11 protein-coding genes and 1 pseudogene are annotated in these 15,626 nt (G+C 73.2%); 5 read left to right on the top strand and 7 right to left on the bottom strand.

Annotated features, from left to right (window positions below; genetic code table 11):
* Nucleotides 1–49 precede the first annotated feature (49 nt).
* Nucleotides 50–2,095, bottom strand: coding sequence for a SpoIIE family protein phosphatase (locus CHR28_RS25520; RefSeq protein WP_094056024.1), 2,046 nt, complete (start codon nt 2,093–2,095; stop codon nt 50–52).
* Between the two features lie 475 nt (nt 2,096–2,570).
* Here CHR28_RS25520 and CHR28_RS25515 point away from each other — a divergent pair, with 475 nt between their 5' ends.
* Nucleotides 2,571–6,515: a glycoside hydrolase family 2 TIM barrel-domain containing protein gene (locus CHR28_RS25515; protein ID WP_094056023.1), complete on the top strand. Its 3,945-nt coding sequence runs from the start codon at nt 2,571–2,573 to the stop codon at nt 6,513–6,515.
* Between the two features lie 27 nt (nt 6,516–6,542).
* On the opposite strand, the gene CHR28_RS25510 is transcribed toward CHR28_RS25515, so the two are convergent.
* Nucleotides 6,543–6,908, bottom strand: coding sequence for an ArsR/SmtB family transcription factor (locus CHR28_RS25510; RefSeq protein ID WP_094056092.1), 366 nt, complete (start codon nt 6,906–6,908; stop codon nt 6,543–6,545).
* A 131-nt stretch (nt 6,909–7,039) separates the two neighbouring features.
* Between CHR28_RS25510 and CHR28_RS25505 the strand changes: the two genes are divergently transcribed.
* The 3 genes and pseudogenes from CHR28_RS25505 to CHR28_RS25495 form a co-directional block, all read left to right on the top strand.
* Nucleotides 7,040–8,521: an AlkA N-terminal domain-containing protein gene (locus tag CHR28_RS25505; RefSeq protein WP_306437576.1), complete on the top strand. Its 1,482-nt coding sequence runs from the start codon at nt 7,040–7,042 to the stop codon at nt 8,519–8,521.
* Nucleotides 8,522–8,530: 9 nt separating this feature from the next.
* The gene (locus tag CHR28_RS25500; RefSeq protein WP_094056022.1) at nt 8,531–9,013 is read left to right on the top strand and encodes a methylated-DNA--[protein]-cysteine S-methyltransferase; all 483 of its coding nucleotides are present in this window, start codon (nt 8,531–8,533) and stop codon (nt 9,011–9,013) included.
* Nucleotides 9,014–9,103: 90 nt separating this feature from the next.
* Nucleotides 9,104–9,658, top strand: a pseudogene (locus CHR28_RS25495) (VOC family protein); the annotation flags it as partial.
* On the opposite strand, the gene CHR28_RS25490 reads toward CHR28_RS25495, so the two are convergent.
* The 3 genes from CHR28_RS25490 to CHR28_RS25480 all read right to left on the bottom strand — a co-directional run bounded on the left by CHR28_RS25490 (nt 9,618) and on the right by CHR28_RS25480 (nt 12,067).
* Nucleotides 9,618–10,373: an SIR2 family NAD-dependent protein deacylase gene (locus CHR28_RS25490; RefSeq protein ID WP_094056021.1), complete on the bottom strand. Its 756-nt coding sequence runs from the start codon at nt 10,371–10,373 to the stop codon at nt 9,618–9,620. The pseudogene CHR28_RS25495 and the gene CHR28_RS25490 overlap by 41 nt on opposite strands.
* 84 nt (nt 10,374–10,457) lie before the next feature.
* A complete protein-coding gene (locus tag CHR28_RS25485; RefSeq protein ID WP_094056020.1) occupies nt 10,458–10,949 on the bottom strand; it encodes an NUDIX domain-containing protein in 492 nt (163 codons plus the stop codon).
* Between the two features lie 44 nt (nt 10,950–10,993).
* Nucleotides 10,994–12,067, bottom strand: coding sequence for an ADP-ribosylglycohydrolase family protein (locus CHR28_RS25480; protein WP_094056019.1), 1,074 nt, complete (start codon nt 12,065–12,067; stop codon nt 10,994–10,996).
* 187 nt (nt 12,068–12,254) lie between these two features.
* Here CHR28_RS25480 and CHR28_RS25475 point away from each other — a divergent pair, with 187 nt between their 5' ends.
* Nucleotides 12,255–13,373: a glycerate kinase gene (locus tag CHR28_RS25475; RefSeq protein ID WP_094056018.1), complete on the top strand. Its 1,119-nt coding sequence runs from the start codon at nt 12,255–12,257 to the stop codon at nt 13,371–13,373.
* A 4-nt stretch (nt 13,374–13,377) separates the two neighbouring features.
* Here the strand turns inward: CHR28_RS25475 and CHR28_RS25470 are convergent, their stop codons facing one another.
* A complete protein-coding gene (locus CHR28_RS25470; protein WP_094056017.1) occupies nt 13,378–14,598 on the bottom strand; it encodes an alpha/beta fold hydrolase in 1,221 nt (406 codons plus the stop codon).
* A gap of 202 nt (nt 14,599–14,800) precedes the next feature.
* Complete coding sequence (gene pssA, locus CHR28_RS25465) at nt 14,801–15,583, bottom strand: CDP-diacylglycerol--serine O-phosphatidyltransferase (protein ID WP_050810223.1); 783 nt, start codon at nt 15,581–15,583, stop codon at nt 14,801–14,803.
* Between the last annotated feature and the right edge of the window lie 43 nt (nt 15,584–15,626).

Genomic DNA, 15,626 nt, shown 5'->3' with positions numbered 1-15,626 from the left:
GGCTCGCGCTGGGGTGCCGGTGCCGGTGCCGGTGCCGGTGGCGGTCTTCTCAGACGTGCCGGCGGACCAGGAGCAGGGCCACGTCGTCGTCCGGCTCCGGGCGCAGCGCGCCGAGCAGGTGGTCGCCGGTGCGCTGGAGGTCCGGGGCCGCCTTCGACAGGAGGCGGGTCAGGGTGTCGAGGCCCGTGTCGATCGGCTCCCCGCGGGTCTCCACCAGCCCGTCGGTGTACAGCGCGAGCAGCGCCCCCGGGGCGAGTTCCACCTCCACCGTGCCGAACTCCACGCCGCCCACCCCGAGCGGCACACCGCCGGGCACCTCGACGAGGCGCGCCCCGCCGTCCGCCCCGGCGAGCACGGGCGGCAGGTGACCGGCGCTGGACAGCTCGCAGACACCGCGCCCCAGGTCGCACACGGCGTACACACACGTGGCGATGGCGTCGCCCAGCGAGCCCGCGATGTCGTCGAGGTGCCGCAGCAGCTCGGCGGGCGGCAGGTCGAGCCGGGCGAGCGCCCGGGTCGCCGTGCTCAGCTGCCCCATGATCGCCGCGGCCTGGACGCCCTTGCCCATCACGTCCCCGACGACCAGCCCGATACGGCCCGGCCCCAGCCGCAGCACGTCGTACCAGTCGCCGCCGACCTCGCTGAGCGCCGGGCGGTAACGGGCCGCGATGTCGAGCCCTTCCTGCTCGGCGGGCGGGGCCGGGAGCAGACTGCGCTGGAGGGTCAGCGCGGTGCCGCGTTCCCGTCCGTAGAGGCGGGCGTTGTCGATGCAGATCGCGGCGCGCGCGGCCAGTTCGGAGGCGAGCAGCTGGTCCCGTGCGTCGAAGGGGCGCTCGTTGACGGTGCGGTACAGCGACAGCGTGCCGAGCACCTTGCCCCGGGCCAGCAGCGGCAGCGCCAGGTAGGAGTGCGCACCGGCCTCGTGCAGGGCCTGGGCGGCCCGCGCGTCCCGGGCCAGGCGCCGCAGCATCCTGGAGTCCACGTGCTCGACCAGGACCGGGCGGGCACTGCGCACGCACCGGGTGATGACGCGCGAGGAGCCGTAGGTGGCGACCTCGCCCACCGGGTCGGCGGCGTGGATGGCGTCGGTGGGGTAGCCGGCCGCGACGGCCAGCGCCCGGAACTCGGCCGGAGCGCCGCCCGTCACGGGCACGATGGTGCCGTGCGCGACGACGGACTCCAGCACGTCCACGGCGGCCAGGTCCGCGAGCTGCGGCACCACCACGTCGGCCAGCTCCCGCGCGGTCTGCCGCAGGTCCAGGGTCGTGCCGATGCGCACGCCCGCGTCGGCGATCACCGACAGGTGCTGGCGCGCCTGCGCGACCTCCGCCGCCGCCTGCTGCCGCTCGGTGACGTCCAGCACGGCCATGGCGAGGCCCAGCACCCGCCCGTCGATGTCCTCGATGCGGTGGTACGACTCCGAGTACGCCCGGTCCTCCGCGTCCCCGGCCGTCCGGCCGACGGTCTGCTGGTCCAGGAGCGGGCGCCCGGTGCGCAGCACGTGCCGCATCCGGGCCTCGATGGCCTCCACGTCCAGGCCGGGCAGCACCTCTCCGACCCGGCGCCCCAGCAGGGCCTCCTCGGGGACGCCGTTGATCTGCTCCAGCGCGGGGTTGACCCCCACCCAGCGCAGGTCGTTGTCGAAGACGGCGATGCCGAGCGGGGTCTGGTTGACGAGGCTGTGCGAGAGGGCGAGGTCCCGCTCCACCTTCCGTACCGTCGTCGCGTCCGCGGCGAGCCCCAGCAGATGGGGCTGTCCCTCGGGGTCGAGCAGCCGCATCGTGCGGAACTCCACGGCGCGTGCCGTGCCGTCGCGGTGGCGCAGCGGGAACACACCGGCCCACCGCCCGCCCGCGCTGACCTGGGCGAACAGCTCCCTGCCCCGGGCCCGGTCCGCGGGCGCCACGAGCAGGGTGTCGGCGCGCTGGCGCAGGGCCTCCTCGGCGGTCCAGCCGAGCAGCTGCTCGATCTCCGGGCTCCACAGCGCGATGTGCCCGGACGCGTCCAGGACGACGGCCGCGACCTTCAGCAGGTCCAGCAGCCCGCCGGGCGTGCCCGCGACGGCGTCGGGCTCCGAGGTCGCATAGCCACTCATGCGAGCCGCTCCTTCCGGCGCGGCAAGAGGTACCGCCGAGATCCGTTTCAGGCCGTCCGATGAGGTCACAGTACGGTCGCCGGAGCGACACTGTCGCGCCGAAATGACAAAAAACCGCCGTTGCGCGCAGCGGGGGAGCGGCGTCCTGAGCGGCTGGTGCCGACGCCGGGATCCGGCCACCGGGTCGGGAACAGCCCGCTGGGGCCGGTTCCGCAGGGCGCGTGGATCCCCGCCGCCGAACCGCCGGGGTCAGGCCCCTCCCGAGGCGAACCATCAGGACCGCACAAAGTCCGACGCGGTCATTGCTTCGGTTGTGTTCGAGTCCTAGGGTGTGCCTGCTCAGCAGTTGCTCCGTCACCGTCAGTTGCCCCCTGCCCCAACAGAAACGCCCGTCGCCGACGCGCAGTTGGGGATCGCGTCTGACGTGCCCTCAGTCCGTGCAGCACGACCCTGTCGAACCGAGGAAGGCCACGGCATGCCGCACCCCCACCCGCACCCCCACCCGCTCCCGTCTCCCGCCGGCCGGCCCGCCCACCCCGGCCGGCCCGCCCCTCCCGAGCGGCCGGTCGTCAGCCGTCGCCGTCTGCTGGAGGGAGGAGCCGCCGTGCTCGGCGCGCTGGCGCTGTCCGCCCCCGCCGGCGCGGCGTACGCGGCCGGCCGGCGCCCGGCGGCGGACGGCCCGCCGGAGTGGAACGACGGACTGTCGGTGTACCGCCTGGGCACCGAGCCACCGCACACCACGCTCACGCCGTACGCGAACCTCACCCAGGCCCTGACCGGTGACCGCGCGCGCTCCCCGTACCGGCTGAGCCTGGACGGCACCTGGAGGTTCGCCTACGCGGACCGCCCCGACGACCGCGACCCCGACTTCCACCGCACCGACGTCGACGACTCCGGCTGGGACACCATCCCGGTTCCCTCCGCCTGGCAGCTGCACGGCTACGACTTCCCGATCTACGTCAACATCACCTACCCCTGGTGGGGCCCCAACGGCGGCGGGGAGAACGCCCAGCCGCCCGCCGCCCCCACCCGCTACAACCCCGTCGGCCAGTACCGCCGCACCTTCACCGTCCCGCGCGACTGGCGGGGCCGGCGCACCTTCCTGCACTTCGAGGGCGTCAAGTCCGCCCACTACGTGTGGATCAACGGCGAACTGGCGGGCTACCACGAGGACTCCTACACCTCCGCCGAGTACGACATCACCCGCCACCTCAGGCCGGGCACCAACCAGATCGCCGTCGAGGTGTACCGCTACTCCGACGCGGAGTGGCTGGAGGACCAGGACATGATCCGGCTGAGCGGCATCTTCCGCTCGGTCCACCTCTACTCGACGCCCAACGTCCACCTGCGCGACTTCAAGCTGGACACCCCGCTCGGGGACGGCTACACCTCCGCCGAGCTCAAGGTCACCGCGCACGTGCGCGACTACGGCGGCGACGGCGCGGGCCGCCACACCGTCGAGACCCAGCTGTACGACGCCCGCGGCCACGCCGTCTGGTCCCGGCCCCTGAGCACGCCCGTGGACGTGCCGGAGGGCGACGAGGCCACCGTCGAGACGGCCCGGGCCGTCCCCGCGCCGAAGCTCTGGTCGGCCGAGCACCCGAACCTCTACACCGCCGTGCTGCGTCTGCGCGACCCGTCCGGCACGGTGATCGAGACCCTCTCGCACCGGGTCGGCTTCCGCGAGTTCGCGCTCAAGGACGGCCTGATGCGCATCAACGGCAAGCCGGTCTCGTTCCGCGGCACCAACCGGCACGAGATGCACCCCGTCACCGGCTCGGCACTGACCCGCGCGCAGATGATCGAGGACATCACGATCATCAAGCGGCTCAACATCAACAGCGTCCGCACCTCGCACTACCCCAACAGCCCGCTGTGGCTCGAACTCGCCGACGAGTACGGCCTCTACCTCGTCGACGAGACCAACCTCGAGACGCACGGCATCCGCGACCGGTACCCCGGCAGCGGCCGGCCCGAGTGGACCGAGGCGTGCGTGGTGCGCGCGCAGAACATGGTCCACCGCGACAAGAACCACGCCTCGGTGGTCATCTGGTCCCTCGGCAACGAGGCGGGCGGCGGCACCACCTTCAACGCCATGCACGACTGGATCCGCTCCTACGACCCCACCCGCGTCATCCAGTACGAGGGCGACGACCGCCCGGGCATCAGCGACATCCGCTCCGAGATGTACGACAGCCCCCAGCGGGTGGAGCAGCGGGCCGCGGACACGAGCGACACGCGCCCGTACGTGATGATCGAGTACTCCCACGGCATGGGGAACTCCAACGGCAACTTCAAGAAGTACTGGGACGTCATCCGCCGCCACGACGTCCTCCAGGGCGGCTGGATCTGGGACTTCGCCGACCAGGCCCTGCGCTGGCCCACCCCGGCGCGCACGCTGCTGACCGAGTCCGGCCCCGGCGCGCTGCGCGGCGAGATCATGGCGCCCGCCGGCACCTTCGACCGCGCCAGGGGCGTCTTCGGCGGCACGGTCTTCCCGCGCGACGCCCGCCTGGACCTCACCGGCTCCCTCACCCTGGAGGCCTGGGTCACCCCGCACGTCACCGGCGGCCATCAGCCGCTCCTGGCCAAGGGCGACACCCAGTACGCCCTCAAGCAGACCGAGCGGACCCTGGAGTTCTTCATCCACAGCGGCGGCCAGTGGGTCACCGCGAGCTGGGCCCTGCCCGAGGACTGGACCGGCACGGAGCACCACGTCGCGGGCGTCTTCGACGCGGGAGCGGGCACACTCACCCTCCACGTCGACGGCCGGGTGCGCGCCACCCGCACCACCGACCGGCGCCCCGGCGTCAACACGGCGTCGCTCTCGCTCGCCACCGATGTCGACAACCCCACCCGGGAGTTCAGCGGCACCATCCGCCGGGCCCGCGTCTACGCCCGCGCCCTGGACGCCGCCGAGCTCGCCTCCGGCAGCCGCCGCCCGGACGACGAGGGCGTGCGCTTCTGGTTCGACGCCGCCACCGCCGGCCTGACCGAGAAGCGCCCGCGCGACAGGACCTTCCACGCCTACGGCGGCGACTGGGGGGACAACCCCAACGACGGCGCCTTCTCCGGCGACGGCATCGTCCTGCCCGACCGCGGCCTCACGGGCAAGTCCGCCGAGGTCAAGCAGATCTACCAGGCCGTCAACGTCACCTCCGCCCAGGGCGGTCCCGGCGCCGTCACGCTCGTCAACGAGTACCTCTTCACCCACCTCCGCGAGCTCGACGGGCGCTGGTCCCTCCTCGCCGACGGCACGGTCGTCCAGCGCGGCCGGCTGACCCGCGAGCAGCTGGACGTCGCGCCGCTGAGCCGCAAGGACATCGAGGTCCCGGTCCGGCTGCCCGCCTCGCCCGCGCCCGGCACCGAGTACTTCCTGCAGTTCTCCTTCACCACCAGGGAGCGCACCCCGTGGGCCGACGCGGGCTTCGAGGTGGCCAAGCAGCAGCTCGCGCTCGACGCGGGCGGCCCGGCGGTGAGACCCGCCCCGCTGCGCAGCGTGCCCGCCCTGCGCCACACCGACGGGGAGAAGACCCTCACGGTCCAGGGCAAGGGCTTCACGCTCACCGTCGACAAGACCACCGGCACCCTCACCTCCTTCGAGGCGGGCGGCGAGAAGCTCGTCACCTCCGGACCCGTCCCGAACTTCTGGCGGGCACCCACCGACAACGACCGCGGCAACGGCCACCACACCCGCAACCAGCAGTGGCGCGACGCCGGCGCCGGGCGCACGGTGGCGGACGTCCGCGTCCGGCCCCTGGCCGACCGGGCCGTCGAGATCAGGTTCACCGGCACCCTGCCCACCGCCACGGCCTCCGCCTTCAGCACCACGTACACGGTCTTCGGCAACGGCGAGATCAAGGTCGACAACACCCTGCACCCCGGCGCGGCCGACCTGCCGTACATCCCCGAGGTCGGCACCCTGCTGTTCCTGCCGCGCCGCCTGGACCGGCTGCACTACTACGGCCGCGGCCCCGAGGAGAACATGTGGGACCGCAACAACGCCACCGACGTGGGCCTGTACTCCGGGAAGGTCTCCGAGCAGTGGACCCCCTATCTGCGCCCTCAGGAGAACGGCAACAAGACCGATGTCCGCTGGGCCGCGCTGACCGACGCCGCAGGGCGCGGACTGCTCGTGGCCGGTGAGCCGCTGCTGGAGGTCAACGCCTCGCACTTCACCCCCGAGGACCTGTCGGCCGGGGCCCGCCACGACTACCAGCTGACCCCGCGGGACGCGGTGGTGCTGCGCCTCAACCACCGCCAGATGGGCGTGGGCGGCGACAACAGCTGGGGCGCGCACACGCACGACGAGTTCAAGCTGTTCGCCGACCGGGACTACGCCTACACCTACCGGCTGCGTCCGCTGGCGCGCGTGAGCGAGGCCATGCGGGCCGCACGGCGGCCGACCGCCACCGAGTAGGGCGGACGGGCAGACAGCGGCGCCGCCTCAGTCGTCGGCGGCGTCGCTGATCCCGAGACGCAGGTGCTCGACGTGGTAGACGGCCTGGTCGAGCAGCTCGGCGACATGGTGGTCGTGCAGCGCGTAGACCACCGAACGGCCCCTGCGCTCGCCCACCACCAGGCCCAGGTTGCGCAGCAGCCGCAGCTGGTGCGAGCAGGCAGACTGCTCCATGCCCACCTCCGCCGCCAGCTCCGTGGCCGGCAGCGGTCCCTCGCGCAGACGCGCCAGGATCAGCAGCCGCGAGGGCGTGGACAGGGCCTGGAGCGTGGTGGCGACCTTCGCGACGTTGTCCGCGTCGAGGCGGACGCGCTGTGCGGCGTCCTGCGCGGGGATGACGGCTCCATGACCCATGGCGCCATCGTACCGGGCGGGCACGAACACATGAATGATTCTTCATCTCTCCCGGTGTGCGGGGCACCGCCGCGAGGTCCATGTCGGATTCTCGCCAGACCCGCCCTGGCCGCGTGCCCGATGCTTGAGGCATGCGGATGGGGATGCACACCGACACCGAGCACTGCGTGCGCGCCGTGCAGTCGAAGGACGCGCGGTTCGACGGATGGTTCTTCACGGCCGTCCTGACGACCGGCATCTACTGCCGTCCCAGCTGCCCGGTGGTGCCTCCCAAGCCGGAGAACATGGTCTTCCACCCGAGCGCGGCGTCCTGCCAGCAGGCCGGGTTCCGGGCCTGCAAGCGCTGCCGGCCCGACACCAGCCCCGGCTCCCCGGAGTGGAACCAACGCGCCGACCTGGTGGCCCGGGCCATGCGGCTGATCGCCGACGGCGTGGTGGACCGCGAGGGCGTGCCCGGACTCGCCGCCCGGCTCGGCTACAGCACCCGGCAGGTCGAACGCCAGCTCCTCGCCGAACTTGGCGCCGGCCCCCTCGCCCTGGCCCGCGCCCAGCGAGCCCAGACCGCCCGGCTGCTCATCGAGACGACGACCCTGCCCATGGCGCAGATCGCCTTCGCCGCGGGCTTCGCCTCGATCCGCGCCTTCAACGACACCGTCCGGGAGGTCTTCGCCCTCTCCCCGAGCGAACTGCGCACCCGCACCCCGAAGCGGCAGGGCCCCAGCACACCCGGCGCGCTCTCCCTGCGGCTGCCGTTCCGCGCCCCGCTCAACCCCGACAACCTCTTCGGCCACCTCGCCGCGACGGCCGTACCCGGGGTGGAGGAGTGGCGGGACGGCTCCTACCGGCGCACCCTGCGCCTGCCCCACGGCCACGGCATCGTCGCCCTCACCCCGGGCCCCGACCACATCGCCTGCCGCCTCACCCTCGGCGACCTGCGCGACCTGACCGTCGCCATCAGCCGCTGCCGGCGCCTGCTCGACCTGGACGCCGACCCCGTCGCCGTCGACGACCGGCTGCGCACGGACCCGGTCCTGGCACCGCTGGTCGGCAAGGCGCCCGGGCGGCGCGTCCCGCGCACGGTGGACGAGGCCGAGTTCGCCGTACGGGCCGTGCTCGGCCAGCAGGTCTCCACCGCCGCCGCCCGCACCCACGCGGCCCGCCTGGTCGCCGCGCACGGCGAACCGGTCGACGACCCCGAGGGCGGCCTCACCCACCTCTTCCCGGCCCCCGGGGCCCTCGCGGCGCTCGACCCCGAGACCCTGGCGATGCCCCGCACCCGCCGCACGACCTTCACGACCCTGGTCCGCATGCTCGCCGACGGCGACCTCCACCTCGGCGTGGAGAGCGACTGGCCGCGCACCCGCGCCCAGCTCCTCGGCCTGCCCGGCTTCGGCCCCTGGACGGCCGACGTCATCGCCATGCGCGCCCTGGGTGACCCCGACGCCTTCCTCCCCACCGACCTCGGCATCCGCCGCGCCGCCCGGGACCTCGGCCTGCCGTCCACGCCCGCCGCGCTCACCTCGCGCGCTGCGGCCTGGCGCCCCTGGCGGGCCTACGCGGTCCAGTACCTGTGGGCGACCGACAGCCACCCGATCAACTTCCTTCCGGTATAGGGACGTTCGATGAAGCAGCACACCGTGACCGACAGCCCCTACGGCCCCCTCACCCTCGTCGCCGACGACGGCGTCCTGTGCGGCCTCTACATGACCGGCCAGCGCCACCGCCCGCCGGAGGAGTCCTTCGGCCCCCGCGACGACACCCTCTTCGCGGAGGCGGAGGAGCAGCTGAAGGCCTACTTCGCGGGCGAGCTGCGGGAGTTCACCGTCCCGCTGCGCCTGACCGGCACCCCCTTCCAGCGCCTGGTCTGGGAGGAACTGCGCCGCATCCCCTACGGCGAGACGCGCACCTACGGCCGGCTCGCCGACGCCCTCGGCAGCCCCGCCGCCTCCCGCGCGGTCGGCCTCGCCAACGGCCGCAACCCCGTCGGCATCATCGTCCCGTGCCACCGCGTCATCGGCGCGAACGGCAGCCTCACCGGCTACGGCGGCGGCCTGGAACGCAAGCAGCGCCTGCTGGACTTCGAGCGCGGAGCGGCCCTCTTCTGACCCTCATCGGGAAGAACTGGAGCTCGACGGCGCCGCGTTCCACCACGGCGTACGGATTGGGGCTGCGTTGCGCGTAGGTCACCTCGAAGCAAGCACTACGAGCCGGCCGCCTCGTTCAGCACCTGCTACGTCCTGACCGACGACGTCGACGGCCTCCACGAGGCGTTCCGGGCCGGGCTCAAGGCCGCGTACGGCAGGGTCCCCACCCGGGGGCTGCCCCGGCTCGGGCCGCTCAAGGACATGTCCTACGGCGTGCGGCAGTTCCTCATGACCGACCCGGGCGGCAACTGCGTCCGCATCGGTCAGCGCACCGGCGTACACCACGGCCACGGCCCCGCCCCCGGAGAGACGTTCGCCCGGGCCCTGCACCACGCGTCCCTGCTGGCGGACTCCAAGGCGGACCCGGCGGCGGCCGCGAAGGTCGTCGACCGGGTGCTGGCCCTCACCGACGAGACACCGGCGGACGTCCAGCTGGTGCGACTGCTCGTCCTGCGCGGGGACGTCGCGGCACAGCTCGGGGACGAGGACAAAGCGGCGGACTTCCTGACCCGGGCCGCCGCGGTCCGTCTCGGCGACGCCGAGCGCGAGGCGGCCCGGGACGCGCTCACCCGGCTGGCGGACCTGCGGGCCGATCCCCGGCCCTGAGCCGGCGCAGCAGCTCGGGCAGGGCCGTACCGATCGGCTCGCGCACGATCTCGTCGGCACGGTCGTCGTACGGCGTCGGCTCGGCGTTGACGACGACCAGCCGGGCACCGTGGTCGGCGGCGACACCGGCCAGACCGGCCGCCGGGTGCACCTGAAGGCTCGTGCCGACGGCGACGAAGACCTCGCAGGCCTTGCTGACCGCGGCCGCCTCGCCCAGGACGACCGGGTCGAGGCGCTCACCGAACATCACCGTCGCCGACTTCAGGATTCCGCCGCACTCCCGGCACGGCGGATCGTCCTCCCCGGCCTCGATCCGCGCGAGCGCCTCCTCCATCGGGCCGCGCGCACGGCAGCCGGTGCAGACGAAGCTCCGGGCCGTGCCGTGCAGTTCGAGCACCTTGCGGGCGGGCATCCCGGCCTGCTGGTGCAGCCCGTCCACGTTCTGCGTGATCACGCGCACCGGCACCTCCGACCGCTCCAGCTCGGCCACCGCCCGGTGCGCGGCGTTCGGCTCCGGGCGCAGCGCGTGGGTCTCCAGCCGCATCCGCCAGGACCGGCGCCGGATCTCCGGGTCGCTCATGTAGTACTCGTACGTGACGAGCTTCTCGGCGTCCGGATCCCGCCGCCACAGCCCGTTCGGCCCGCGGTAGTCGGGGATGCCGGAGTCGGTGCTGATCCCGGCACCGGTGAGCAGGGCGACAAGGGACTTGGCCATGTCGGCGAGGGTAGGCCGGGCGGCGGGGCGACCGCGAACGGATATCGGACAGCGGGCCGCCGGAACCCCGGACCGTGCGCGGCGTCAGCCCACCCGGTGGCCGTTCTCCAGCTCCGCCGTACCGGAGCCCTCCGCCAGGACGTCCAGGCCCGCCAGGACCCGGCGGCCGAGGGCGCCCGGCAGATGGTCGGTCAGCTCCTCGCGCTGGACCAGCCGCCAGGACAGCAGCTCCTCCTCCTGCAGCCGGATCGCCTTGAGGTCGTCCTGACCGAGCACCCCGCCGTCGTACAGGTACGCCACCAGCGGCGGGCGGCCCGTGCCGGGCACCCAGTCCACCGCCAGCAGCCGGCCGAGCTCACGGTCCAGGCCGATCTCCTCGGCCGTCTCGCGCCGCGCACCCTGCCGCGGGGTCTCCCCGTCGTCGGACTCGACGGTGCCGCCCGGCAGCGCCCAGCCCTCCCGGTAGTTGGGCTCCACCAGCAGCACCCGCCCCTCGCCGTCCCGGAACAGCGCGGCGGCGCCGACGAGGACGCGGGGCAGGGACGCGATGTAGGCGACGTAGTCCGGTGTGCTCATCCCGGCAGGATAGCGGCGGGGCGGGTCACGGGGGCCCGGCAGGATCAGCCCCCGGCCTTCGCCAGCCGCACCGTCCGCTCCGCCAGTTCGCTGATCCGTACGCCGTCGAAGCCGAAGACCGCGCTGCGGACCGTGTCCTCCAGGGGGAGTTTCCACTGGTCCGGGATGGCCGCGGCCCCGCCGAACACGCCCGCGACCGAGCCGGCCGTCGCCCCGTTGGAGTCGGTGTCCAGGCCGCCGCGCACGGTCAGTGTGATGGTGCGGGTGAAGTCGCCGTCGCCGTAGAGCAGGCCCGCCGTGAGGACGGCGGCGTTCGGGACGGTGTGGATCCAGCCCAGACCCAGCGTCTCCTCGGAGACCGTGGTCAGCGTGTCCTCCCAGGACATCCGCGTGTCGTGCAGGGAGGCGACCCGGCGTACCGTGCGGGCCAGTCGGCTGCTCGCCGGGATCACGGCCAGGGCCTCGTCGACGGCGTGCCGCACGGTGGGCGCCGTGAACGCCGCCGCGATCAGCGCCGCCGCCCACATCGCCCCGTACACCCCGTTGCCGGTATGCGAGAGCACCGCGTCCCGCCGGGCCAGCGCGGCGGCCCGGCGCGGCACGCCGGGGCACGTCCAGCCGTGGATGTCGGCGCGGATCAGGGCCCCGATCCACTCCTGGTACGGGTTGTCGTACGTCGCCGTCAGCGGCGGCTTGAGCCCGTTGGCGAGGTTGCGGTAGGCGGCCCGCTCGGCCGTGAAGGTCTGCAGGTACGGCAGCCGCAGCAGCCACAGGTCGCCGACCTGCTCGGTGCTGAAGCCGAAGCCGTGCGTCTCCAGCAGGTCCAGGCCGAGGATCGCGTAGTCGACGTCGTCGTCGCGGCAGCTGCCGTGGATGCGGCCGCGGACGCACTGGCGCCACTCCGGGCGCAGTTCGAAGCCGTCGTGCTCGCTGACCGGCTCGGGCAGGTAGTCGGTGAGGGGGAGGGCGGAGGCCTGCCTCAGGTAGCGGTCGATGCGGTCGCGGGTCCACACCTCGCCCTGCTCGACGGGCTTGCCGAGCATGTTGCCCGCGATGCGGCCCTGCCAGCCGCCGAGGATGCGGTTCGCCAGGTCTGTCTCGGTGCGTGCGAGGGTCATGGTTACGGTCTACCCCTTTCGGGGCGTGGTCCGAAGGCTGGGCAGATGCTGACGGCCGGGGTGTCCTCCGGTTAAGGTCGCAGCGGCGCGACTGGCCTTGACATGCGTGAAGGCCCGGAGAGCAAGGGGAGTGCAAGTGGCGGACGCTGCAGTGAGCGGTACCCGAAGGACACAGCGGACCCAGCGGGTGCTCGTCGCCGCGGACAAGTTCAAGGGGTCGCTGACGGCCGTGGAGGTCGCCGAACGGGTGACCGCCGGGCTGCGCCGGGCCGTGCCGGGCCTGGAGGTCGAGGCGCTGCCCGTGGCCGACGGCGGCGACGGGACCGTGGCCGCGGCGGTCGCGGCCGGGTTCGAGCGCCGCGAGGTACGGGTCGCCGGTCCCCTCGGCGACGAGGTGACGGCGGCGTTCGCGCTGCGCGAGGGCACCGCCGTCGTGGAGATGGCCGAGGCCAGCGGGCTGCAGCGGCTGCCGGCCGGGGTCTTCGCCCCGCTGACGGCGTCGACGTACGGCTCCGGCGAGCTGCTCCGGGCCGCCCTGGACGCGGGGGCCCGCACGATCGTCTTCGGGGTCGGCGGCAGCGCCACCACGGACGGCGGCGCCGGGATGCTCTCGGCGCTGGGCGCCCGGTTCCTGGACGCGGACGGCGAGCCCGTGCCCCCGGGCGGCGGCGGCCTCGCCGCGCTGGCCTCGGCGGACCTGTCGGGTCTCGACCCCCGCCTGACCGAGGTCGAACTGGTCCTCGCCAGCGACGTCGACAACCCGCTGACCGGCCCCAAGGGCGCACCCGCGGTCTACGGACCGCAGAAGGGCGCCTCACCGGACGACGTGGCGACCCTGGACGCCGCCCTCGCGCACTTCGCGAAGGTCCTGGAGGGCGCGGTCGGTCCCAGGGCCGCCGAGTACGCCGCCTCGCCGGGCGCGGGAGCCGCCGGCGGCATCGGCTACGGCGCGCTGCTGCTGGGCGCCCGCTTCCGCCCCGGCATCGAGGTCATGCTCGACGTGCTGGGCTTCGCCCCCGCGCTGGAGCGCGCCGACCTGGTGATCACCGGGGAGGGCTCGCTCGACGAGCAGACCCTGCACGGCAAGGCCCCGGCGGGCGTGGCCGCCGCCGCCCGGGCCGCGGGCAAGGACGTCGTGGCGGTCTGCGGCCGCCTCGCCCTGCCCCCACAGGTCCTGGGCCGGTCCGGCTTCCGCCGCGCCTACCCGCTGACGGACGCCGAACCGGACGTGGCGAAGTGCATCGCGGAGGCGGGCCCGATCCTGGAACGCGTCGCGGAACGGATCGGGCGCGACTTCCTGACCTGAACCGTCACGGCAGGGGGGTCAGCTCACCGTTGGCGTCCACGAAGTAGCTGCCGTCGGCCTGGCCCTCCGCCTTGCCGTGCTTGAACCACTGTTTCGACAGGTGGTGCACGGTCTGGGCGGTGGTCTCCCACACCAGGGAGTGACCGGCGCCGGCGAGGCAGAACATCAGCTTCCTCGGTCCCTTGACGGCCGCGTAGAGGGCCGGCACGGAGAAGCGCACCGGGTCGGGGAAGGACGCCGGGCTGTTGGCGGCCCGGTCCAGCTCCCCGTAGACGATGAGCACGGGGATCCGCTCACCGAGGACGTATGTGCCGGTGGGGTTCTGGTGCGGCACTGTGCGGTCGTTCCAGCCCCACCAGTAGGTGTTGCGGTACCGCAGGATGCCCTCGGTCCTGCCCGGCTCGATCTCGCGGCCCCACTTGCTGCCCTCGGGGTCGCTCTCCATGCAGGCCTCCCAGGCGTAGTCCGCGATGTCCGGCTCCCGCAGGGCCGGGTTGCCGTCCAGCCCGTTCTTGAAGCCGGTCTTCGTACCGACGAACATCGGGAAACCCCAGGTGAGGGCGGGCTGGGACATCGGCAGCTGCTGAGCCTCGGCCGGGCGGCCGAAGGGCTTCGCGGGGTCGTCAGACCAGCGCCCCCTGGGCGGGAAGACCGGGGCGAGCAGGAGCAGGCTCTCGACGTTCTCGGGGTGCTGGAGGGCGTAGGGGCCCATGATGGCCCCGCCCAGGGAATAGCCGATGAAGCGGATCGGCTTGTTCCGGCCGGGCAGGCCCCTGATGTACCGGACCACCGCGTCGAGCTCGAACCACTCGCTCTCGGAGTTCCCCAGCTGGAAGGCGTACGGGGGCGGAGGAGGGCACGGGGCTTGAAGCGGGTTCGGGACGAGGACCGGCTGCTGGACCGGGTTGGCGTTGCAGGGGTCGTCCATCCGCGGACGGGGCGACCGGCCGGAGCCCTGGAGGTCCATGACGAAGACGTCGAAGTCGTCGTCCGCGAGTTCCTGGGCCAAGCTGTAGCGGGTGGCGCGGCCTCCGGGCACGGGCGCGAGGTCGAAGGCCGCCAGGGCCGGCACGCTCCTGCCGTGCAGCATCAGCACCGGCTTGCGCGCCTGGTTCGGCTTGGTGCCGTCGTACTCACGGACGGGCAGCTGCACCGTCTCGTCGAGGTTTGCCGGGATCTTGGACTGCAGGGTGACCTTGTGTTCGGTGAGGGTGGGCGCGGGCATGACCGCCTCCCGGTATGGCTAGTGGGATGAGCTGCGGAAACCCCCTGACTCCACCCTCCTCTTGCAGGATTTCTCTCGCAAATCGACCTCCAGCAGGAGTAGTTGACCCGTCAAAGGCAGCAACAGGGTGCCGTTGAAGGCGAAACGGGTGTGGCCCGGACCGTCGCGGTCCGGGCCACACCCGTCGTCGGGGAGCGGAGCGTCAGGGCAGCTGCGCCGCCCGTGCCTCCCGCCGGTTGTCACGGAAGTTGTTCACCCGCCGGGCCGTAGCGAACAGCGGGATCACCGCCCCCATGACCAGCTGCAGCGCGCACCCCGTCTGCAGCAGCAGCTGTCCGCTCGGCGCGTCGAACGCCCACGCCGCGAGCAGGCCCATGCTGAGCACGATCCAGGAAAGCATCGCCACCGCGAGTCGACCCCGGGGTTTGGGGTATTCCACACGGGACACCATCAGCCACGCGGTCCCCAGAATCGCCAGCAGCGTCGCCACGAAGGGCAGCTCCAGCAGAACGATGGACACCACCGTCAGCGCGCCGAACGGCGAGGGCATGCCCTGGAAGGTGCCGTCCTTGACCGTGACGCACGAGAACCGCGCAAGCCGGAGCACCACCGCCAGCAGGACGACGATCGCCCCGACCGCCGCGACCCGCTGGTGCGCGTCGTCGGCGACCATGCCGTACACCAGCACGAAGTACGCCGGCGCCAGCCCGAAGCTGATCAGGTCGGAGAGGTTGTCCAGCTCCGCGCCCATGGGCGAGGAGCGCAGCTTGCGCGCCACCAGCCCGTCGAAGAGGTCGAAGACCGCCGCGCAGAGCATCAGGATGACCGCCGTGGCCGCGCTGTGGCGGGCCATGCCGGTCTCCTGGCTGCCCGTGAGGTGCGGGATCAGGATGCCGGTGGTGGTGAAGTACACCGCCATGAAGCCGCACGTGGCGTTGCCGAGCGTCAGGGTGTCCGCTATCGACAGACGCAGAGAGAGGGGCATCTCCTCCTCTTCGTCGACCTCGTCGGCCTCCGGGACCCAGCCG

It is taken from the genome of Streptomyces sp. XY006, assembly GCF_002237655.1.
GTDB lineage: Bacteria > Actinomycetota > Actinomycetes > Streptomycetales > Streptomycetaceae > Streptomyces > Streptomyces levis.
Note: the sequence above shows the minus strand (reverse complement) of the source record. Positions and strands in the feature narration are given on the sequence as shown.